General features: G+C 43.3%; 17 protein-coding genes. 10 read left to right on the top strand and 7 right to left on the bottom strand.

Features of this window, described 5'->3' with window-relative positions; translation table 11 throughout:
* Positions 1 to 101: 101 nt before the first annotated feature.
* Both C7R93_RS26980 and glmS read left to right on the top strand, forming a co-directional pair.
* The gene (locus tag C7R93_RS26980) at positions 102 to 275 is read left to right on the top strand and encodes a hypothetical protein (protein ID WP_158264052.1); all 174 of its coding nucleotides are present in this window, start codon (positions 102 to 104) and stop codon (positions 273 to 275) included.
* Between the two features lie 158 nt (positions 276 to 433).
* Positions 434 to 2,266, top strand: coding sequence for a glutamine--fructose-6-phosphate transaminase (isomerizing) (gene glmS / locus C7R93_RS26975; protein WP_106841685.1), 1,833 nt, complete (start codon positions 434 to 436; stop codon positions 2,264 to 2,266).
* Between the two features lie 446 nt (positions 2,267 to 2,712).
* Here glmS and C7R93_RS26970 read toward each other — a convergent pair whose 3' ends face one another.
* Together C7R93_RS26970 and C7R93_RS26965 are read right to left on the bottom strand one after the other, a co-directional pair.
* The gene (locus C7R93_RS26970; RefSeq protein ID WP_158264051.1) at positions 2,713 to 4,320 is read right to left on the bottom strand and encodes a DUF4179 domain-containing protein; all 1,608 of its coding nucleotides are present in this window, start codon (positions 4,318 to 4,320) and stop codon (positions 2,713 to 2,715) included.
* A 68-nt stretch (positions 4,321 to 4,388) separates the two neighbouring features.
* Positions 4,389 to 4,943 (bottom strand): RNA polymerase sigma factor, encoded by a 555-nt coding sequence (locus C7R93_RS26965; RefSeq protein WP_106841683.1) that lies wholly within the window; start codon positions 4,941 to 4,943, stop codon positions 4,389 to 4,391.
* 542 nt (positions 4,944 to 5,485) lie between these two features.
* Between C7R93_RS26965 and C7R93_RS26960 the strand changes: the two genes are divergently transcribed.
* A complete protein-coding gene (locus C7R93_RS26960; RefSeq protein WP_106841682.1) occupies positions 5,486 to 6,766 on the top strand; it encodes an MFS transporter in 1,281 nt (426 codons plus the stop codon).
* Positions 6,767 to 7,114: 348 nt separating this feature from the next.
* Here C7R93_RS26960 and C7R93_RS26955 read toward each other — a convergent pair whose 3' ends face one another.
* From C7R93_RS26955 to C7R93_RS26945, 3 genes are all read right to left on the bottom strand, one after another.
* Positions 7,115 to 7,360 carry a hypothetical protein gene (locus C7R93_RS26955; RefSeq protein ID WP_106841681.1) on the bottom strand — a complete coding sequence of 82 codons (246 nt, stop codon included), beginning with the start codon at positions 7,358 to 7,360 and terminating at the stop codon, positions 7,115 to 7,117.
* Between the two features lie 91 nt (positions 7,361 to 7,451).
* Positions 7,452 to 7,874, bottom strand: a complete 423-nt coding sequence (locus tag C7R93_RS26950) for a Dps family protein (protein ID WP_106841680.1) — start codon at positions 7,872 to 7,874, stop codon at positions 7,452 to 7,454.
* A gap of 236 nt (positions 7,875 to 8,110) precedes the next feature.
* Positions 8,111 to 8,773 carry a Crp/Fnr family transcriptional regulator gene (locus C7R93_RS26945; protein ID WP_106841679.1) on the bottom strand — a complete coding sequence of 221 codons (663 nt, stop codon included), beginning with the start codon at positions 8,771 to 8,773 and terminating at the stop codon, positions 8,111 to 8,113.
* 372 nt (positions 8,774 to 9,145) lie between these two features.
* Here C7R93_RS26945 and C7R93_RS26940 point away from each other — a divergent pair, with 372 nt between their 5' ends.
* The 5 genes from C7R93_RS26940 to C7R93_RS26920 all read left to right on the top strand — a co-directional run bounded on the left by C7R93_RS26940 (position 9,146) and on the right by C7R93_RS26920 (position 15,601).
* Positions 9,146 to 10,030, top strand: a complete 885-nt coding sequence (locus tag C7R93_RS26940) for an alpha/beta fold hydrolase (protein ID WP_244191671.1) — start codon at positions 9,146 to 9,148, stop codon at positions 10,028 to 10,030.
* Between the two features lie 527 nt (positions 10,031 to 10,557).
* Positions 10,558 to 11,244, top strand: a complete 687-nt coding sequence (locus tag C7R93_RS26935; RefSeq protein ID WP_106841678.1) for a response regulator transcription factor — start codon at positions 10,558 to 10,560, stop codon at positions 11,242 to 11,244.
* A complete protein-coding gene (locus tag C7R93_RS26930; protein ID WP_106841677.1) occupies positions 11,237 to 12,238 on the top strand; it encodes a sensor histidine kinase in 1,002 nt (333 codons plus the stop codon). The genes C7R93_RS26935 and C7R93_RS26930 overlap by 8 nt, the downstream gene beginning before the upstream one ends.
* A gap of 85 nt (positions 12,239 to 12,323) precedes the next feature.
* Positions 12,324 to 13,007: an ABC transporter ATP-binding protein gene (locus C7R93_RS26925; RefSeq protein ID WP_106841676.1), complete on the top strand. Its 684-nt coding sequence runs from the start codon at positions 12,324 to 12,326 to the stop codon at positions 13,005 to 13,007.
* Entirely contained in the window at positions 13,004 to 15,601 is a 2,598-nt protein-coding gene (locus C7R93_RS26920) for an ABC transporter permease (protein ID WP_106841675.1), read from the top strand. Before C7R93_RS26925 ends, C7R93_RS26920 begins: the two co-directional genes overlap by 4 nt.
* Before the next feature lie 102 nt (positions 15,602 to 15,703).
* On the opposite strand, the gene glpT is transcribed toward C7R93_RS26920, so the two are convergent.
* Positions 15,704 to 17,068, bottom strand: a complete 1,365-nt coding sequence (glpT, locus tag C7R93_RS26915) for a glycerol-3-phosphate transporter (protein ID WP_106841674.1) — start codon at positions 17,066 to 17,068, stop codon at positions 15,704 to 15,706.
* 454 nt (positions 17,069 to 17,522) lie between these two features.
* On the opposite strand from glpT, the gene C7R93_RS26910 reads away from it, so the two are divergent.
* On the top strand, positions 17,523 to 19,043 hold the full coding sequence (locus C7R93_RS26910; protein WP_106841673.1) for a chitinase: 1,521 nt from the start codon (positions 17,523 to 17,525) through the stop codon (positions 19,041 to 19,043).
* Between the two features lie 79 nt (positions 19,044 to 19,122).
* On the opposite strand, the gene C7R93_RS26905 is transcribed toward C7R93_RS26910, so the two are convergent.
* Positions 19,123 to 19,815, bottom strand: coding sequence for a hypothetical protein (locus C7R93_RS26905; protein WP_106841672.1), 693 nt, complete (start codon positions 19,813 to 19,815; stop codon positions 19,123 to 19,125).
* 323 nt (positions 19,816 to 20,138) lie between these two features.
* Between C7R93_RS26905 and sstT the strand changes: the two genes are divergently transcribed.
* Complete coding sequence (gene sstT, locus C7R93_RS26900) at positions 20,139 to 21,377, top strand: serine/threonine transporter SstT (protein ID WP_106841671.1); 1,239 nt, start codon at positions 20,139 to 20,141, stop codon at positions 21,375 to 21,377.
* Positions 21,378 to 21,406 lie beyond the last annotated feature (29 nt).

The following is a 21,406-nucleotide window of genomic DNA, read 5'->3' as shown; positions in this document are numbered from 1 at the left end:
TTGCATACAAGTAAAAGACGACGAGATATTGTCGCTCTTCACAATCTGTGGTACAGTGTTCATGTGCGCTAGCACCAAGGAAGAAAAAAATGGGAGGGATTGTGCAAGAAAGAACAAGCATCGTAAATCAAATGCATACCGTTGAAAAGCGCCAGCACTGTGGCTGCCCGACATGGAGCCCAGTGGACGAGGTGGAGGTTTATCGAAGCATTCGGCGGATACCTCCCGGCAGCAGTATCACTGCCGCAGAGCGCAGGGACAAAACATTAGGGTGATCTGATGGACAAAGCCTTGCGTGTGATACGTTTTTTGCCATTGCCGAAATAGATGAAACAAAATGATCATACAAAAAACATGGAATGGCGGGGGACTCACCCTCGTACCATTATTCGGGTCGAAGTCCCTCGCCAATTTGGAAGGGGACCATACACTTATGTGCGGAATCGTTGGATATATTGGAAATAAACAAGCGCAAGACATCGTCATCGGAGGACTTCGCAAGCTGGAGTATCGTGGCTATGATTCAGCAGGGGTCGCTGTTGTGAATGCAAACGGATTGGAGTACTCAAAAGCTCAGGGGCGTCTGGCTGTTCTGGAAGGCCGTTTGGAGTCGAAGCCACTGGATGGTTCTATGGGAATCGGGCATACACGTTGGGCGACACACGGAAAGCCGTCTGACGAGAACTCCCACCCACATACAGACGAGAAATCGGCTTTTGCAGTCGTTCACAACGGGATTATCGAAAACTTCCTGCCATTGAAAGAAGAGCTGCTGGCAAAGGGCTACACGTTCACTTCTGAGACAGATACCGAGGTTATCGCTCACTTGCTCGCTGATATGTACGATGGCGATATCGTTTCTACAGCGCGTCGTGCGGTTCAACGCATGCGTGGTGCCTATGCATTGGGTATCATGACGGAGCATGAGCCAGATAAGCTGGTAGCGATTCGTTTGGCTAGCCCATTGGTAGTTGGGGTGGGTCAAGGCGAGAGCTTTATCGGTTCGGATATCCCGGCTATTTTGGAGCATACACGTGACGTGTACATTTTGAACGAAGGCGAAATGGCTGTGTTGACTCGCGATGGTGTGGAACTGATGAACGCAGAGACCGGAGAGAAAATCGAGCGGGAACTGTTCCATGTCGAATGGGATCTGGTACAAGCGGAAAAAGGCGGATACGATTCCTTCATGCTCAAGGAAATTCACGAGCAGCCTCAAGCTGTTCGCGATACCATGGGTGCACGCATTGACGAGAACAACAAGCGAGTGATTTTGCCTGAGCTGAAAATGAGCGATGTGGAGCTGGCGACATACGATCGCATCTACATCGTGGCATGCGGTACTTCCATGCACGCTGGTCTCGTCGGTAAGGACGTTATCGAAAAATGGACCCGTGTACCAGTAGAGGTAGCAGTCGCTTCTGAGTTCCGTTACCGTGATCCGATCTACACAGACAAGACACTGATGATCGTCATCAGCCAATCTGGTGAGACAGCAGACACGCTGGCTGCGCTGCGTGAGGCGAAAAAGAGCAACGTGAAGGTATTGGCTATTACCAACGTGGTAGGCAGCTCTGTAGCCCGTGAAGCTGACGAAGTGATCTTTACGTGGGCTGGTCCGGAAGTAGCGGTAGCATCCACAAAAGCATACACCTCCCAAGTCGTAGCCCTGTACTTGTTCAGCCTGTATTTGGCTCAAGTAAAAGGCACCATGGCGGCTGTTGAGATTGCTGAAGTCGTTGAGCACCTGAGCGAGATCCCTGGCAAAATCGCTTCCATGCTGGAGAACGATGATCAGATTCGTCGCTTTGCGGAGGGCACAAAAGAGGTAAGCAGCCTGTTCTTCATCGGCCGCAGTCTCGACTATGCGGTATCGCTGGAAGGCTCTCTGAAGCTGAAAGAAATCTCCTACATTCACTCCGAGGCGTATCCGGCTGGTGAGCTGAAGCACGGTACTCTTGCGCTGATTGAAGATAATGTTCCAGTTGTAGCTTTGGCTACGCAACCAGACATCTACGAAAAAACGGTAAGCAACATCGTGGAAGTAAAAGCTCGCGGCGCTCATGTATTGGGCTTTGCGACTGAAGGCAACCACGACCTGGCGAAGAGTGTGGATGAGGTTATTTACATGCCAGCCACGCTGCCAATGCTTACACCGATTCTGACCGTCATTCCATTACAATTGCTTGCCTACTACGCTTCTGTCGCTCGCGGCCTTGATGTGGATAAACCACGGAACTTGGCTAAGAGTGTGACGGTTGAGTAGGGGTAGAAGGAATAAGAACATCCTGTTAAGTGTTCAGTGACATTGGAGTTACTAAATTTACATTAGAGTCGTTAAATTTCCGAAATCTAATGATCAAAGCTGTCCGGGTAATAATGCATGAACATAAATTATCACTCACTGTAATTTATGTTGGCCCTGCCTTGCTACAGTTCACTTTACTGTAGCAAGGCTTCTTTGTGTTTAAAAATGACTGAAATTTAGCTTTAAATTTATTATGGGAAATCCATACATGTGATCAGGTTATGACCACTGTTTTTGCAAAATATAGTTGGTAACCAAAAAAGCATTAGCCTAACCAGCTAATGCTTTTTTATCTAAGTGTGGTGCAGAGATGATTAACGGAGGGAGCCCGTTTTTCTATTCCGGACTACTGTGTTCGCACAATACCAAAAGGTCCGGAGCTTGCTCCGGGTTTTCTTACACTGTTACTGTTTCAATGGAATTGCTATTTTCCAGTCAACATTTTTCCTTTCTTTCACTTGCGATTTGTACACGATGTTTAGTTCTTTTGGAGGGCGCGCGAGTTTAAAATGTAGTTTACCGCTCATTTTTATCGTTCCATTCTCATCTCGAGTTCTGTTTCCAGAAAAGGAGATTAGCCTATAGCCGTTGCTTTGCTCATCTGTTGCTGCCCATCCTCTAAGGTCCATAACATTTGGGGCAAGAGTGACATCTAAATCAAGTGAGGCATACAATTCCTTCCCTCTGGAACCGTCAATGAGCTCTTGTACGGTAAAGTTCGAGAAGGTGAGCGAATTTCCGTTTTGGACCGAAGTCATTGGTTTGTTTTTTAGCTCTTCTATGTTTATCTTCATCTCTGCTTTTACAGGTTCGTATGTGTAGGTTTTGCTGAGCTTGAAGGTGAGGTCTTTATCGGTCGGCAGATTTTTAAAAGTGATGAAGTAGATGCCTTTTTTATTACCTGTTTGTAAAAATTGTTCATGTAAGATGTTATGCATGGTGGGTATTTGTGCATCCTCATCTTCCTGATCAAGAATCAATTCGCTCCAAGCAGCTAATACGGCATCCTTGTCATCTACGATTTCAAAGGCCAGCTCCTCTGTGTCCCCCGCGCTACGTGTAGTCTCTAAGACGATTTCTGTCTGACCTGGTGTAACCATGACTTGCTTCAGGTCGTATACAGTTCCACGTGGTGATTGATACTGCTTATTAATCGGAATGATCGTGGTTTCTTTCTTCGCTTTGGAGATATCAACAGGGATGTTCACGGTCCAATTTCCCTTCTCCTTATCGATTTGCTTAATTGTGAGCTGGACATTGAGCTTATCTGGGATCTCACTCGTATCCGTAAAATAAGTCGTCAGTGGTTCATTGAGCATGACCAAACTTCCGTTATCGCCAAGCCAGTGTAAATCGTTGTAGCCTTCCATGTCGTAACCTTGATAGACATTGCCCTCGTGATCGGTGATCTTGATTTCATACACTTGACGTGCTAAATCTTGGTTTGTTGGGAAAAACTTAAACATATTCTCTATCTGTTTTCCTTGTGTATCTGTGATTCCGAGAATAATCCGGATGTCTTTCGTATCTGTCATAATCTCTTTTACATCCACGATGATCCCTTTGTCTTTGGCCTGTAAATCGACTTTTTGTATATATCCTTGTTTCACACCGCGATACAAGTATTCACTATCCGCATATTTTTGAAACAGGCTACCCACTTGTTGCTGCTGTTGCGGCTTAGATGAAACCAAGCTGCTCACATACGTGGCAAAAGTGGGAGAGGTGAGCGTGCCGAAATAAGTGATGGCGGCGATTCCGGCTACTGCAATGGCTGTTTTTTTCATAATTGTAATACTCCTTGTTATCCATCTATTTGGTTTCTGTTGGATATTAGTTTTCGATCTTTGCATCACATGTATAGGGTAGGGAGCAACCCTGTTTATGACCTGTTGTACAAGCCTTTGGGTGGAGGGTCCTACGATTTCCCAGTTATCTGGATTTTCAATTTCACCTAAATAGTGTGAGAGCTGTCGCTGGCAATAGCTGCATCGCTCTATGTGATCTACCATGAATACAGACTGATCATCTCCAAGTGTACCCTGAAGATACGAAGAGAGTTGTCCTTTGTATAAGCATGTCATTTACCAAAATCACTCCTTCGTCCAGTACGACTAATAGAGGTTCTAAGCTTGTCTTTTCCCCGAGATAGGCGTGTCCGTACTGTACTCGATGGAATGTCTAGCTTTTCTCCAATCTCTTCACAGCTGAAATGTTCGAGGTAACGCAACTCAAGGACGACCCGATACTTTTCTTCTACTGACATCATTTGCTCTTTAAGGAACAACTGCTCTTCTTTTTTCAATAAGGAAGTTTCCGGGGTATCGTGATCTACGGCCTCTATGTGATCATGCGTCAGCTCTGGGGCCCTTATGCGCCTCCGCAGCTCGTCCACACAGTAGTTAGCTGCAATCCGGTACAACCATGCAGAAAAAGTGTATGTCGGTTTGTAATTGGGTAGTAGGTAATAGGTTTTAATGAATATTTCTTGCACGGTATCTTGTTCGTTTGACGTATGTCCCTGCATCTTGCGAAGAACGGAAATGACTTTTCCGTGGTATCTGCTAATGATCTCGGCGTAGGCTTCTTTGTTTCCTTGCAAGACTTGCGCGATGATCACTTGATCTTCCTCCATCTTTGTTCCCCCTATGCAAAAAGGACTGTTGCGCAGCCCGTCCTTTTCTTGACAAACGTAATGAGCCATGATTGTCTGTTACATTTTGACACTACTAATACGAAAAATAGTAAAAAAATGTCCCAACAGATGATGAAGTCTGAATAATGCAATATTTTTGATGATTTGCGTCCGCGCTGGGAGACGAATAATAAACTTTGGCCATGGCAGAGGCCTGCCAGACGCTATGAAACGAGATCGAAGCGACGAACAAGCCGGTGATCGCCGCGATTAATGTAGGTATGTATTTTGCTCTAAACACGCTCATATTACTTTGGATGACTTACAGGATTGATATATTGTCATTGGGAACAGGTGAGTGAACGAAGGTGGCAGACACCAAAAGAACGATAGTAATTTGCAATGATGTGGGTCTTTATTTTGACGTTCTGACACGTATCAATCATCCAACATTTGCGATAATGAATGCGCAAGATCTTGAAACGTAAGTTCCCCTATACTAAAAATGGCAATTAGTTGTGACGAAAAATGGGGGAACGGACATGAGTAACAAGGTGGAAGGATTGTTAACTAACACAGATTTTCGCAGGCTCTGGATTGGGCAAACTGCATCACAGTTTGGGACTCAGGTTGCATTATTAGGAATGCCATTAATCGCAGCTCTCTATTTAGGGGCCAGTCCCATGCAGATGGGGTTGCTTGGTTTTGCCGAGTATGCGCCATTTATCATTTTCGGTTTGCTTGCTGGTGTATGGATAGACAGATTTCCCCGGCGACCAATTCTTGTCGCCGCTAACTTTTTCAGGGGTGCATTACTGCTCATTGTGCCGCTGACAGCCTTAACTGGATTCCTGAATATGACAGTTCTATATTTGGTAGCCTTCATAGTGGGTATCTGTACTGTCTTTTTTGATGTTGCCTATACATCCTTTTTGCCTTCCATTGTGAGCAAGGAGCAGCTTGTTGAAGGGAATAGCAAACTAGAGACAAGTAAATCTACCGCACAAATTGCTGGGCCGGGTTTATCAGGTGGACTGGAACAGTTAATCACCGCTCCTTTTGCAATATTGTTCACGTCGGTATCCTTTTTTGTATCCGCTGTGTACATAGCCCGGATTCGCAAGTTGGAGACAGTCGTGGCAGATGCGAAAAAACAAAAAAACATGTGGCTGGAAATTAAAGAAGGGCTGCATACGGTTTACACAAAACCGTTGCTGTGGGGAGTAGTGCGCTGCTCAACAGTCTTTAACCTTTCCTGGAATGTTATTTTTAGTGTTTATGTTCTATATGCATCGCAAGAACTCAAAATCAGTGCGAGCATTCTTGGCATCATTTATGGAACGCTAGGAATAGGGTACCTATTTGGCTCTCTGCTTGCCCAAAGGGCTGTACGTCGTTTTGGAGTAGGTCCAACAATTGTGGGTTCCGCTACGATCGCAGCAAGTGGCGGTTTGCTTGCTCCATTAGCAGTAGGATCCGAATTAAGTATTGCGTTGATTATGATGCTCGGACAGCTTCTTTTCGGAATGGGTGTCTCAATGTTTAGCATTAGTACCATCAGTTTACGTCAAGTAATTGTACCCGATGCCCTGCAAGGTCGCGTGAATGCTACATTTCGATTTATCTCGTGGGGTTCTTTACCGCTTGGTTCGTTAATTGGAGGGATGATAGGGGGGGCAATGGGTTTACGGTTCGCTTTATTTGCGGGTAGCATTGGATTGTTAGCTTCGGCTTGTACATTATTGTTCACCCCATTTTTACAACTACGCGTGAAATCATTTCATGAATTAACATTGGAAAAAGATGTGTCTATAAAGAGCTAAGGAGTGCCTTAAGAAGTATTAAACTAACAGGTTCCTTGATAGATAAGGAGTGTCGGTCTAATACTTTATAATCACTAAACAATAGACGTATTACTTCCTTACGGATTGAACAGCTAGAGCCCCAGTGTGCCAATCGTATTGGTCATGTCTGGGGCTGATTCATTTCAACAAAGTATTGTTCTGAGCAATAAACTATTGTTCCAAGATAGATCTCTAACAATAAAGTTATAAAGGAAACTTTCCCGACTCAATATCCGGTTGTGTTATGGCAATCCTGATATAATTCTACGGAGGTCAGAGATTAGAAATCGTAGTAAATTTATAATAACGTTCATGACTGGGTTCCAATTAATATGGAAAACCCTCGCCATCAGGAATTGATTCGAATCGGCAAACAAGACCGATTCCAAACTGTTCGTTCATGGCATTGATAATTTTCTCAATTTCTTCTTTTTGGGAATCTAGGATGAAATACCTGATTTGATTCCCTTCCCGCCTCCACTTCAGAGAAAGAAATTGTAGAATCCGAAAAATTACAGTGGATAGGATTTCCTTTTCCTGCTCTGTTGCAGCTTCGATTCTAAGCATTTGCATTTGAATCGCTCCTCATTGTTGTTGTGTATGAGCAGGATGCACTGAAGGTAATAAGAAGCGTCATCTAGTAATGCATACTTCTACCAGTAGATTATTTTCCTAAAAATGAATGTAACATCCAAAGTTGTTTCTCTAAGTTTGAACGAATTGCCAAAAACATATCTCCAGTAATTTCATCAGTAACGACTTCAGCAATTTTCAATTCGCCTATCATTTTATTAAAATCATGGACCGTTGCTTGAACCATTTGTTCAGCCGTTTCATTACCAGAGGCTTCTTGTACGGAAGCTAACGCTAAGCATTGAGTCATGGTTGCAACAGGTTCTCCACCTAATGCCAACGTTCTTTCGGCTAATTCATCAATGTGAAGAGCAGCTTCTTTGTAAAGTTCCTCGAATGTAGTATGAAGTGTAAAAAATTGCGGACCTTTTACATACCAATGGTAGTTGTGGAATTTATAGTATAAAACTGTCCAATTAGCAATTTGTTGATTGAGAATATCGGTTAGATTCATATGAACACCCTCTTCAAGTAAATTGTCTCTATTTATATCCTGTTCAAGCTGGCGTCGGCCGTGTCTCGTTTTTCATAGCTTCAACCTCCCCTTTGTGTATGTAGATGATCTGATATCGATATTAACAAAGCAAAGATTAGCTGCTCCGTAACTTCATCACGAAGTCGTATCTCTTTGCTGCAAAACAAAAAAACCGGGGATATTCTCCCCAGCCTGCGGTGTATTCGAACTAGTAGCTATTCGAGCAACTCTAACAGCTGTCGACGTTGTATATGAGTGATCTGCCCACGCGTCAAACGCAGCAGTCCTTCTTTTTCCATTGCTTTCAATGTCCGACTGATGACTTCGCGGGCTGTACCCAGCTCAATCGACAGATTGTCATGTGTAATGGCGAGCGAATCGTTGTCGGCATTGGTCATGACAAGTAAATATGCGGAAATCCGGCTTCTAATTGACTTAAAGAACATGCTATCTATCAGATTAGACATTATGATTAGACGACCAGCAAACGTTTTGAAAATATACTGTCGAAAGCTTTTATAGTTGTCCATCCATCTTTGAAAAATAGGGACTGGAATAAACAGAACTGTTGTTGGCTTCTCAACGCATGCTGACGCTTCATACTCGGTTTCTTCCAAAATGCTCGAAGCCATCAGTGGACAACACTGGCCATCGTGGATGCGGTATAAGGTGACTTCTCGCCCGCTACCGCTCAGCTTGTACATGCGAATAGTCCCTTCCAGTACTAAAGCCGCATTCTTCAGAAACTCACCTTCATGAATGATATAGTTAACGGGCAGCGAAACGATGGATATTCCCTCCTCTTGCCAATCTTGCGGGGAAATATCAGCAAGACTCGGGAAGAGCGTAATCACATCCTCAATCTGTTGAGTCTGCATGCTTTTGGTTCACCTTCCTTTGCATTGTTGTCTTATATATTCTACAGCAGAAGGGTGTAGCTTTAAAATTGAATAAGCTGCCGATCTAGATTCACTTCGTAAACAAATTGATTCAGGGGTGTCCCAATAGCCGTACAAAATGGCTGAGGGCGCCCCTTTGCTTTAGAGCAAGATGGGAATAGAAAGGGGAAGAACTTGGTGATGAAGTTACGGAGCCGAGGTTCCATCTTTGTTACTATCAATCTCGGAAGCTCACTCTAACACACGGATTGGAGGATGAGATCGGGTGTGGAATAGTTTTGCTTCCTCTTCTAATAACGGGACGTGGTCTCCACGGAGATTCAGAAAAAATTATGAGGGGGTTTTTCATCCATGAAAATGACAGTATCTAAAGGTATTTGTGCAATTGCTCTTTTACTAGGTACCCAGTTAGTTCTTAATGCACAGTTCGGAAGTGGCACTACACAAACAGCACAAGCTGCTACATCCAAGGTTGAAAATTCCCAATCCACAAATAAATCACAGAAGAAAATGACTTTTGTATTGATTCACGGCGCTTGGGCTGACGCAAGTTTCTGGGATGATACGGCTAAATCGCTCCGAAAAGAGGGACATACCGTATATGCCCCAGAATACGCAGGTCATGGAGCCAAGATCGATCCGAATGTAACTCATAATGAAATTACGCAATCGGTGGTTAACTACATTAAAAATAACAACCTGCATGATGTTGTCCTAGTTGGTCATAGCTTCGGTGGGACCATTATCGCCAAGGTAGCCGAACAGGTTCCCGATCGAATTAATCGTTTGGTTTTCTTCGATGCTTTTGTTCCGAAAGACGGGGAGAGCTTGGTTGACCAGCTACCAGCACCTGTACAACAGGCTTTTCAAGGGCTGAGAGAAACTTCAGGCGATAATACTATTACGTTACCGTTTCCGCTGTTCCGCGATACCTTCGCGAATAGGGCTACGTTGGAGGAGGCTCAGAAAATTTACGCAGAAGCTCCCACTGAACCGGCCGGACCTTTGTTTCAGAAGCTTGACCTAAAGAAATTCTACAGTCTGGAAATTCCAAAGAGCTATCTGTTCTTAACGGAGGATATCGCCTTTCCTCCAGCTCCGTTCCCATGGTATCCAGCGCAATCAAACAATCTGGGCACGTACCGCCTTATTGTCGGTGAAGGTGACCATATGAGTACTGTGCATACCGAACCTAAGATGATTGCCGAAAAACTGGTTCAAGCAGGTAGAGAATAAGAGGAAATCGTACCTTTACCGACAGACTAAGGGGTGTCCCAAAAGCCAAATGGCTGCGGGACACCCCTTTTCTTTAGAAGAAGATATAATAGATGCAGCCTCTTTGACTTGATCTTTACTCACGACTATCGACAGAAGGTTGCCTCATATTACACAGATAGATGGAATTTGAGAGCATTCCACAATCCCGAAGTTCCGCATCGGAAGGTCACCAGTCGTCAATGGAATTGATTCAAACAATATTATTACTGCCCAGATTTCTTCAGATGGAAAATTGCGCTCTTATGTATCAGAGATCGGTAAGACGGCACCGGAACAATATCCAAGTCCGAGTGAAATGAAGAGTGTAAAAGAAGTTGAACAGAACTTCGATTCAATGGTAAAGCTAATTAATAAACTAGCACAATATTTATAGCAGAAGCTTACCTAAGCTAGGAATATACGGTTTTCCTTACTAAAATATGGTTCAATCAACGTAAGATATTTTGAAACCAAAGACTGATGTGAGAACGCGGGGAGGATTAACATTGAAGGTTTTAGTAGTAGAAGATGACAAGACCATTGCAGATGGTTTGCACTATTCGCTTTCCAGTGAGGGTTATGAAGTCGTTCTTTGTGAAGGGAAACAAACTGCCATTGAAACAATCAAGCAACAACGTTTTGATATTTATTTACTGGATCTAACTTTGCCAGATGGTAATGGCTATGAGATTTGCGAATATGTAAAAGAAAATCAGGAGGCACCTGTCATCTTCTTGACGGCGTGTGATGATGAAATCAATGTGGTTCGGGGGTTAGATATGGGAGCAGACGACTATATCACAAAGCCGTTTCGTATTCGGGAGCTGATTAGCCGAATGAAGTCATCCCTTAGGCACTACCAAAAAGAACCCAACCCGACTGACAAAGTGAAGATTGGAAATGTTGTCGTAAATACAAAACTGGCTAAAGTGTACAAAGGAACCGAGGAAGTGATGCTGACTGCTTTAGAATACCGTTTACTGTTGGCATTCATAAATAATAGAGGGCAAGTTCTGTCCAGAAATCAGTTGTTAGAGGGCATTTGGGATCTAGATGGTAACTTTATCAATGACAATACCCTTTCTGTCTACATTAAGCGGCTTCGAGAAAAGTTGGAGGATGATAGCCAGAATCCCAAAGTGATAGAAACCGTACGCGGACTTGGCTATCGAATGAGTGGAAGTCATGCTTAAAAACAAAGAAATACGGCAGTTATGTATGTATAGCGTGGTTATTTCCATCATGGGGATCACGATTCTTTGGATAATCGACTGGAAAGCGGGGATTGTGGCGATTGCCATGGTATTTCTGCTACTTTCATGTTTTTTCCTGTTTACCCGCAAACGTTATCAGGACATCCGTAAGCTCGCTTATTATTTGGCTTCTGTCTATTCAGGCCAACCCACGATGGATATTAGGGATAACGTTGAGGGTGAATTGAGCATTCTGAAAAATGATATTTATAAAGTCACATTAACGTTGTCCGAGCAGTCTACTCTTCTGAAAAAGGACAAACAATACTTGGCAGATACGCTTTCGAACATCTCCCATCAACTAAAAACGCCACTTACCTCCATGTTTGTCATGGCTGATTTGTTAAACAACCCTAGTCTGCCAAAAGACAAGCGGGAGGAGTTTTTGGGCAAGATTATCAATCAGTTGAAGCGTATTGAATGGCTCGTGACTTCATTGCTCAAGCTGTCCAAAATCGAAGTGCAGAGCGTTATTTTCAAAAAGGAATTCGTATCTGTCAAAAAAATGATAAACAAGGCATTAGAACCACTCCATGTCCCCATGGAATTAAAAAATCAGGAGCTTTCTTATTCCTGTAATGAAGACCTTTTCGTGTATGGAGATGAAAACTGGACGGTAGAAGCCATTTTGAACGTAATTAAAAACGGGATTGAGCATACGCCGGTCGGGGGACGTATTGCTATTTCGTGTGAGGAAACACCATTGTATACACAAATTGTCATTGCCGACAGTGGCTGTGGGATTAGCCCGGAAGATGCTCCACACATTTTTGAACGATTTTATAAAGGGAAGAATGCTGGCGCGGATAGTATTGGAATTGGACTAGCCATGTCTAAAACAATCTTGCAAAGTCAAAACGCCGATGTGTTTATGGAAAGCCAGATTGGTGTAGGAACAACATTCAAAATCAAATTCTATAAGCAAATCATTTAGATGACAAAATTGTAAGATTGAATGTCACCGACGAGACATCTTTGGCAGCTATTCTATACGTAATAACGAATCTAGGAGGTTCATAATGGAGATTTTGCGAGTAGAGAACCTGTCAAAGACGTACGGTAAGGGCGAAACAGCTGTTACTGCACTGAACGATATCTCATTTTCCGTACAAAAAGGGGAGTTCGTGGCGATCATTGGACCATCTGGTTCAGGTAAGTCTACCCTTCTGCATATTCTGGGGGGCGTTGATACGCCCACATCCGGTAAGGTGATTGTTGACCAGACTAATATGTACGCGATGGATGAAACGGCACTGGCCATCTTCAGACGCAGACAGATTGGGCTTATTTATCAATTCTACAATCTGATCCCTGTCCTTACGGTAGAGGAAAATATTACGCTACCATTGCTATTGGACGGGAGAGAAGTAAATCAAGATATCTTTTCCGGTATCGTAGAGACGCTAGGTCTTCAACAGCGATTAAAGCATCTGCCAAACCAGCTTTCTGGAGGACAGCAGCAGCGTGCGTCCATTGGCCGTGCCTTGATTAGTAGTCCCGCCATTGTATTGGCTGACGAGCCTACGGGGAATCTAGACAGCAAAAACAGTGCTGAGATTGTGAAGCTCTTGAAAAAATTACACAAAGAACGGCATCAAACCCTGATTGTGATTACACATGACGAAAACATTGCCTTGCAAGCGGACCGTATTATCGGCATTCAGGATGGCAGGATATCTAGAGATGAGGTGATCAGGCGATGAATATCGTAAATCAGCTCACTTTACGTTATATGAAGCAGAATAAGAGCCGTACCCTTGTTACAATCATTGGGGTTATCATTTCTGTCGCAATGCTTACAGCAGTATTTTCGATTAGTAGTTCTTTCATGGATATGATGCAGAGAAACACGATTGCCTACAATGGTAAATGGCAGGCAGCTTTTCTCGATGTTGCAGGAGAAGATGTTGCGGTTATTACAAATACAGAAGCAATTGAAAGATACGACATTGACCAGGAACTCGGATTTGCACGACTTTCTAACTCTGCAAATAGGGCTAAGCCTTATTTGTATATTACTGGACACAGTAATCATGATGTAATAGGGGTCAGCCCAATTGAAGGGCGTTTGCCTCAGAATGAAAATGAACTGGCACTTTCATCGCAGTTTCTTCAAACCGCCGGTGTTAGCTGGAAGGTTGGAGATGTCGTCACATTAGATTTTGGTAACCGTAGCTTGAATAAAGATGGTACGAGCGAGACGTTGGGCAACAGAGACCCCTATCAATCAAAGGAAGTCTTTACGCCTACAAAGACGAAAACATACACCATTACCGGGATCGTGCAAGCACCAGCTAAAGAGCAGGATGCAATGGCTGCATACCGTGCATTTAGTGGTCTTTCCGAGGGTGCTTTGGAGGAGGGTTTTCCCTACACGGTAAGAGTTGAATATAAGGATTTTAAAGGTTTAGGGAATGACATTTATGAAACGAGTGACACGATCGCTAGTAAGGTGAGCGGAGTAAAGAATCAAGTTAAATCTAATGGAGTAAAAATCAAGTACAACCGGGATCTTTTGCTTTATTCCGGGATTTCGAATGATTCCCGCTTTCTTGACACCATGTATCTGGCAGTCTTTTCCGTTGGGATTATCATTCTGATTGGATCTTTCTCACTCATCTACAACGCGTTTTCGATCTCGCTTTCAGAGCGTAGTCGCACTTTAGGGATGTTATCTAGCGTAGGAGCAACCAAACAGCAAAAAAGGGCTTCTGTATTTTTTGAAGCTGCTGTGATCGGAGTCATAGCGATTCCAGCTGGGTTGTTTTTTGGATCCATTGGCATTGGTGTTACTCTCCATTTGCTCAGTCCATTCATTCAAAAAATGTTGTTAGTTAGTGAACCGATGCGATTGGTGATAGAGCCATACAGTATGATTGCTGTCATTTTGTTTTCCGTTTTAACACTGCTCATTTCTGCATGGTTTCCAGCAGTGAGGGCATCGAGAATTACGCCGATAACTGCGATCCGCCAGACAAAGGATATCGAAATAAAAGGAAAAGATGTACGTACATCCAAAATGACCCGTAAGTTGTTTGGATTTGAAGCGGAACTAGGATTAAAAAATCTGAAAAGGAATAAACACCACTATCGCTCAACTGTCTTTTCTCTTGCGATCAGTGTAATCTTGTACCTTGCAGCTTCTTCCTTTTCGTTGTATATGGATAAATCCTATAATATGGCACAAGCACCGCTACCATATGATCTGTCCGTATACGCAAGGGGAGCCGATTGGGAAAGGGTACGTTCATTAACAAATGAATTGATGTCTGTCCAAAACGCAACAACAAAAGTGAAGACTCAACTTCTTTATAATGATCTATACCTCAACGAAAACGAGGTTACCACAGACATCTCCAGTCGCCATACTCTTAATCCAGATGGGAAATACAACATGTCTGCAAAGATTGTTTCTCTTGATGATGCTTCTTTTGCAGCGTACCTGCAATCCGCGGGGATTGATGCAAAGAAATTGGAAGGTGACGAGATTTCCGCAATACTTGTCAATCAGATCACCTTGAAGGAAAAACATAATTATACAGATATCACTCAACTAACAGCACAAGAGGGATCAAAAATACCTCTCACTTTGATTGAAGGAGCTAAAGTCCGAATTGCTTCTATCACGGATAAACGTCCACCTTTTATGCTACGCTACGAGGAAGATGCTTATAGCGTGACATTTGTAGTTTCTGAACGAGACTTTGGCAAGCTACGAGAATTAGGTAACGATATGCTGTCTGAGCAAATTTTCAGCGAGGTTCAATTTACAACAGAGCAGTCTGCGGCATTGGAAAATGAAATAAACCCGATTATTAACGAATATCCAGATGTACATGTCTATACGACCAATCTGATTGAGGAGCGCCAGGATGCAATGAATCGCGCCACAGTCATATCCGTATTCCTTTATGGGTTTGTGGTTCTCATCGGACTCATTTGTATAGCAAATATTATCAACACGATTTCGACTGGGATGGCCTTGAGAAAACGTGAGTTTGCGATGTTGGCTTCCATTGGCATGACACCAGAGGGCATGAAGAAAATGCTACGCTTCGAAGGATTCTTTTATGGAATGAAGTCGCTTATTTACGGTTTACCGATTAGTTTATGCGTGATGTTTCTCATCTACATGAGCCTTAGCCGTAATTTTGCATTTGCTTTTACGGTGCCTTGGGCGGATCTCATCATTGCAGGAATAGGTGTGTTTTTCATTGTGGGTACATCAATCCTCTATGCGACTAGAAAATATAAAGAACAGAGTATCGTTGAATCGCTGAAGAACGAAAATATCTAATGTAGAGGGTAATGTTGTTGAGGGACCGGCGAAGACTGGTTATTCAAGCCATAAAAAAGAAGGATAAAAATCACAACGATTTTCATCCTTCTTTTTGCTATTTTAATGATTTTTAACTACTTCTTGCCCCCGTACATTCCACGTAAGGGCAAAAACAAGAGCAGCCAATGCGCACGAAGCTGTCAGCAACATAAATCCTGCATCCCAGCCGGAGGCATCAACGATAACCCCCATCAATGCATTCGCTGTGACTGTACCGCCCAGGTAACCAAACAGACCTGTCAGCCCTGCAGCGGTTCCGGCAGCCTTTTTCGGAACAAAATCAAGGGCTTGCAAACCAATCAGCATGACTGGACCGTAAATCAGGAAACCGATAGCGATCAGGCAAATCATATCGACCACGGAATTTCCAGGTGGGTTGAACCAGTAGACCAGAACAGCGATCAATACGCCGAGCATAAAGACAAACCCTGCGGGTCCACGGCGGCCCTTGAACAATTTATCGGACAGCCAGCCGCACAGGAGCGTTCCCGGGATACCTGCCCATTCGTATAAGAAGTAGGCGACGCTCGACTTGTTCATATCAAAGCCTTTTTCCTCGCTCAAATAGGTCGGTGCCCAGTCCAGAACGCCGTAACGGACGAAGTAGACGAAGATGTTGGCAATCGCGATTGCCCAAACCCATTTGTTGTTCAACACATATTTGAAAAGGATTTCTTTTGTGGAGAATTCTGTTTCAAACGTTTTCTTCGCCTTGTTTGGATAGTCATTGCGATATTCTTCAATAGGCGGCAGGCCGACTGACTGCGGAGTATCGCGAATTAAGAAATACGTAATGAATCCAAAGACAATGGCAACCAGAGCAGGCAGGATAAACACGCCTTCATACCCGGAAGCGGTATTACCCAAAAACCCGGTGAACATCGCTGCACCTGCAACAGCGAGGGGGGCCATCAAGCCTCCGCCAACGTTATGGGCTACATTCCAAATGGCTGTTTTGTTTCCTCTTTCATTTACACTAAACCAGTGTACGAGGACACGCCCGGATGGAGGCCAGCCCATTCCCTGAAACCAACCGTTCAGGAAAAGCATCACAAACATGATCGTGACGGATGAGGTGAAGTAAGGGACAACGCCCATCAGCAAACTGATAAGTGCAGAAAGAATCAAACCGATAGGCAAGAACATTCGCGGGTTGCTTCGGTCTGAAAAAATGGCCATTACAAACTTGCTGATCCCGTAGGAAATCGAAATGGCGGCTAACGCAAAACCGAGCTCTGATCTTGTAAATCCTTCTTTAATCAAATAAGGCATGGCGAGCGAGAAGTTTTTGCGGATGAGATAGTATGCCGCATAACCGATGAAGATTCCGAGAAACACCTGAAGCCTGAGCTTTTTATACTCAGAATCAATTTGTTCGTCAGGCAATCTGTCAATAGGCGGTGCAGGCTTAAACAGCTTGAGCATCTTATTCCTCCCCCAAAATAATTTCTAACAATGATGGGGATACACATAAAAAACCCATACTTTAATGGCGCTTTCAAAAATGAAAGTGCCAAAAAGTATGAGTCTCCGAATCTCCATCATAGTTAACTTGTTAAGTGTATTCTATTATTCTGTGAAAACGTTGTCAACGAAGTTATTCTGGGTTATTTTACCATATGCAGCGAAGCGATAAATTACTTGGCTGCCGGGGAAAGATGTCCCAAGGGTTGGGCTGTTCGCTCAATTTCGCAAAAACGCGGTCACACCGCTTCGAAAAAGCCTCGATAGAGGTTTTCTTATGTGTATATCGTTAATAAAAATACATATTTTCCAAATATAAGGATATTTTATATTAGTCGATTTGTATGAGGGGGGTTAAGCAAAGATGTAAAGGTCATTTTTTTTGTACAAATAAAAATGAAAGAGGTTTTGTTTGATGTATTTGATGAGAAAAACAGGAGTTTTGATAGTACTATCGCTTATCTTAATTTTTTCTATATTCCCGCAGTCTTCTCACGCCACGACACCGTGGACTCCCAACACCGTATACAAATTAGGAGACATGGTTACGTATCAAGGGCAAGATTACAAATGTACATTTGCTCATACATCGCTTGTCGGATGGGAACCGCCCAACGTACCGACACTTTGGCAACTGCAAGGTCCCTCTGCTCCCGATACCATTCCACCTACGTCCCCCACAAATCTTAGTGAAGTAGGGATATCCAGTAGTTCGGTCAGCTTATCTTGGTCAGCTTCTACGGATAACATAGCTGTTCAGGAGTATCTCGTCTACAACGGAGATGCACTCGCTGGTACATCGAGTACAACATCCTATACCGTGACTGGACTTCTAGCAAATACGACATATTCATTCACGATACAGGCAAAAGATGCCGCAGGCAATGTATCCCCACCCAGCGCCTCGATAACGGTAACCACTTTATCTAAATCCCCAAATGAACCGGTGTCCAAACGACTTTTGATCGGCTACTGGCATAATTTTGACAATGGTTCTACGGTACTCAAGCTAAGAGATGTCTCAGATAAATACGATGTCATCAATGTTGCGTTCGCAGAACCAGTCGGTGGCGATCATGCGACAATGGGATTCATGCCGTTCAATGCATCCGTTGAGGAATTTAAATCGGATATCGCCTTGTTAAAATCAAAGGGGAAGAAGGTTCTTATCTCGATTGGCGGAGCGAATGGTACAGTCGAGCTGACAACGGAAGCTGCCAAACAAAATTTTATTACCTCGATGACCTCGATCATTCAAACGTATGGTTTTGATGGGATGGATATTGATCTGGAAGGAAGCTCCCTGTCGCTAAACGCAGGGGACACTGATTTTAGAAATCCGACAACGCCTAAAATTATAAACTTAATCTCAGCGACTCAGACGATTACGAATACATTTGGCCCATCTTTCATTTTGACGATGGCGCCAGAAACGGCTTATGTTCAAGGGGGTTACGCTAGCTATGGTGGGCCGTGGGGCGCTTATCTACCTGTGATTCATGCCCTTCGCGATCGAATGAATTATATCCACGTCCAACATTATAATTCCGGAGCACTAGAAGCATTAGATGGTCGTACGTATCAACAAGGAACGGCTGATTTCCAAGTAGCGATGGCAGAAATGCTATTGAAAGGATTCCCTATTGGTCGTAATCCTAACAACATGTTTCCAGCCTTGAGGGAGAACCAAGTCGCGATCGGGCTGCCTTCTGCTCCAAGTGCTGCCGGGGGAGGCTATACGTCTCCTGCTGATATCGAGAAAGCACTTCAATATTTGGTAAAAGGCACGTCTTTTGGAGGAACTTACAGACTCCAAAATCCAGCTGGTTATCCGCAGTTCCAAGGAATTATGACCTGGTCTATCAACTGGGATGCTAAGAATAACTATTCGTTTGCCAATAATGTTCGCACTTCGCTTGATTCACTGAACCAGTAAATAACGTGCCAATTAAGAAAAAACACCCACTCTCACGGGTGGGTGTCATTGTCATTATGCAAATTGGATCTGAGTACGACTATCCTCTATAAGTAAGGATATAAAAGTCTGATGTAGCGGTTGTAATGACCCAACCTCGTGGTATTGGGGTAGTTTTTGCGGTCTGTACAGTCGTTCCATAGGTAGCCCCTCCTACATACATCCATAAATAGAAATCGGAGGTCGCTTGGGTGATCACCCAATTTTCTGGAATTCGAGTTATCTTTGCGGTCTGTATTCTCTGTCCAAAACTTGCCCCTCCTACATACATCAGTTGATAGAAATCCGATGTTGCTAGAGTGATCACCCAGTTTTCTGGAACTTGGGTTATTTTTGCGGTCTGAACTCTGTGTCCGAAGCTCGCTCCTCCTACATACTGCCATATAAAGAAATCGCTTGTTGCAACAGTGATCACCCAGTCTTTTGGAATGGGGGTCGTTCTAACAGTCTGTACTGTCTGACCCAAACTTGCTCCACCTACATATTGGATGACGTAGTAGTCACTCATTACTGTTGTAATGACCCAATCTGGAGGAATCGGAGTCGATTTTGAAATCGTTCTTGTAGCTCCAAAATTAACATTAGTTCCTGATACTTTACGAGAGTCGGTTGATTTATTTCGAAGTAACGTTTCCTGAGATGATGTTGGGAGTTCAGCAGCCTGGGTAGGAATGGATAGAGACATTGTCACTACTAGTAGACCCAAAGCAGAAACCATACTTTTTTTAAGCATGAACAAAACACCCTTTCTTGGAAAATATTGTATGTAAGAATTCGCTTTTGTCTTATTGAATTCCTTTAACAGTTTGCTTTTTTCGTTATGAAAGCATGATTCTTGGTGGTTTAGGTGAAGCCATAAATTCATGTAAAAAGGTAGTTGTTCCGTTTAGCAAAATTTGTCCATTTGTAATATATCAAAAAATCAGTATAATGATACTTATTTGTCTCTATGGAGTGGACTGTGATTAGAATAGCCATCCATCGAAGAATGAATCATACAGAAAGCGAGAGTCTATTGGAGGGTCGGGAGAAGTTTATCTTAGTGGGGGGACATCTATGAAAAGTATACTAACGAAGGTAAGTCAAGTAAGTCTGGTAAAGCAAATAATTGTAGGTTTGATTATTGGTATTATCCTGGCTGTAACGATCCCCGAAGTAGCCAAACCCGTAGTAGTTTTAGGTTCTTTATTTGTAAGCGCTTTGAAAGCGATTGCACCTGTGTTAGTACTCTTTTTGGTTATGTCAGCCATTGCTCAACATAAAAGTGGGCACCAAACGAATATGAAATTCATAATTGTCTTATACCTTTTAGGAACCTTTTTAGCTGGATCAGTCGCCGTTATTGCAAGCTTTATATTCCCTGTAAGCTTAACACTTGTAGAGGGAGCTAAGGATGTGACGCCTCCTGGCGGTGTTGTAGAGGTTCTCAAGACATTACTGCTAAATGTGGTTGATAACCCAGTTAATGCAATTGTTAAAGCGAACTATATCGGTATTTTAGCTTGGGCGGTACTTATTGGTTTGGCTTTACGAAATGCCGCTGATACGACAAAAACGATGATTTCTAATTTTTCGGATGCCGTTTCGAAGATGGTTGGTTGGGTAATTAAGTTTGCACCATTAGGAATCATGGGACTAGTATTTGAGTCAATTACTACAAATGGACTTGTTTCGTTACTAAGCTATGCGAAATTACTTGCAGTTCTGATTGGTTGCATGCTCTTTGTGGCACTGGTTGTCAATCCAATCCTTGTCTATGTAGCTATAAGACAAAACCCTTACCCGCTTGTTTTCAAGTGTATAAAGGAAAGCGGCATTACAGCATTCTTTACACGAAGCTCAGCTTCAAACATTCCTGTAAATATGAAATTATGTGAAAATCTGGGTTTGAATAAAGATAGTTATTCAGTCTCTATACCATTAGGGGCTACTATTAATATGGCTGGTGCAGCTGTTACGATTTCTGTTTTGACCCTTGCAGCGGTTTATACACTTGGTATTCAAGTGGATATCCCTACCGCTATCATCCTTAGCATAGTGTCGGCTATATGTGCTTGTGGTGCATCAGGGGTGGCTGGCGGATCTTTATTACTGATTCCTCTAGCATGTAGCCTATTCGGTATTCCAAATGAAGTTGCGATGCAGGTAGTCGGAGTCGGCTTTATTATTGGAGTGTTACAAGACTCTTTTGAAACGTCACTTAACTCCTCTTCAGACGTTCTTTTCACAGCAGCAGCTGAGTTTAAAGAGTGGCGAAAAGAAGGAAAGAAAATTAATATCTCCAAAGCAGCATAGGCGAATGAACAGCCCCCCAATTGTGAGAC

It is taken from the genome of Brevibacillus fortis (assembly GCF_003013395.1).
Lineage (GTDB): Bacteria > Bacillota > Bacilli > Brevibacillales > Brevibacillaceae > Brevibacillus > Brevibacillus fortis.
This window is presented reverse-complemented; position numbering and strand designations above follow the sequence as displayed.

Bases quoted from the DNA above. Each gene is read 5' to 3' on its own strand.
- glmS (WP_106841685.1), top strand. From the start codon at position 434: ATGTGCGGAATCGTTGGATATATTGGAAATAAACAAGCGCAAGACATC.
- C7R93_RS26970 (WP_158264051.1), bottom strand. From the start codon at position 4,320: ATGGTAGATCACATAGAGCGATGCAGCTATTGCCAGCGACAGCTCTCA.
- C7R93_RS26965 (WP_106841683.1), bottom strand. From the start codon at position 4,943: ATGGAGGAAGATCAAGTGATCATCGCGCAAGTCTTGCAAGGAAACAAA.
- C7R93_RS26960 (WP_106841682.1), top strand. From the start codon at position 5,486: ATGAGTAACAAGGTGGAAGGATTGTTAACTAACACAGATTTTCGCAGG.
- C7R93_RS26955 (WP_106841681.1), bottom strand. From the start codon at position 7,360: ATGCAAATGCTTAGAATCGAAGCTGCAACAGAGCAGGAAAAGGAAATC.
- C7R93_RS26950 (WP_106841680.1), bottom strand. From the start codon at position 7,874: ATGAATCTAACCGATATTCTCAATCAACAAATTGCTAATTGGACAGTT.
- C7R93_RS26945 (WP_106841679.1), bottom strand. From the start codon at position 8,773: ATGCAGACTCAACAGATTGAGGATGTGATTACGCTCTTCCCGAGTCTT.
- C7R93_RS26940 (WP_244191671.1), top strand. From the start codon at position 9,146: ATGAAAATGACAGTATCTAAAGGTATTTGTGCAATTGCTCTTTTACTA.
- C7R93_RS26930 (WP_106841677.1), top strand. From the start codon at position 11,237: ATGCTTAAAAACAAAGAAATACGGCAGTTATGTATGTATAGCGTGGTT.
- C7R93_RS26925 (WP_106841676.1), top strand. From the start codon at position 12,324: ATGGAGATTTTGCGAGTAGAGAACCTGTCAAAGACGTACGGTAAGGGC.
- C7R93_RS26920 (WP_106841675.1), top strand. From the start codon at position 13,004: ATGAATATCGTAAATCAGCTCACTTTACGTTATATGAAGCAGAATAAG.
- glpT (WP_106841674.1), bottom strand. From the start codon at position 17,068: ATGCTCAAGCTGTTTAAGCCTGCACCGCCTATTGACAGATTGCCTGAC.
- C7R93_RS26910 (WP_106841673.1), top strand. From the start codon at position 17,523: ATGTATTTGATGAGAAAAACAGGAGTTTTGATAGTACTATCGCTTATC.
- C7R93_RS26905 (WP_106841672.1), bottom strand. From the start codon at position 19,815: ATGCTTAAAAAAAGTATGGTTTCTGCTTTGGGTCTACTAGTAGTGACA.
- sstT (WP_106841671.1), top strand. From the start codon at position 20,139: ATGAAAAGTATACTAACGAAGGTAAGTCAAGTAAGTCTGGTAAAGCAA.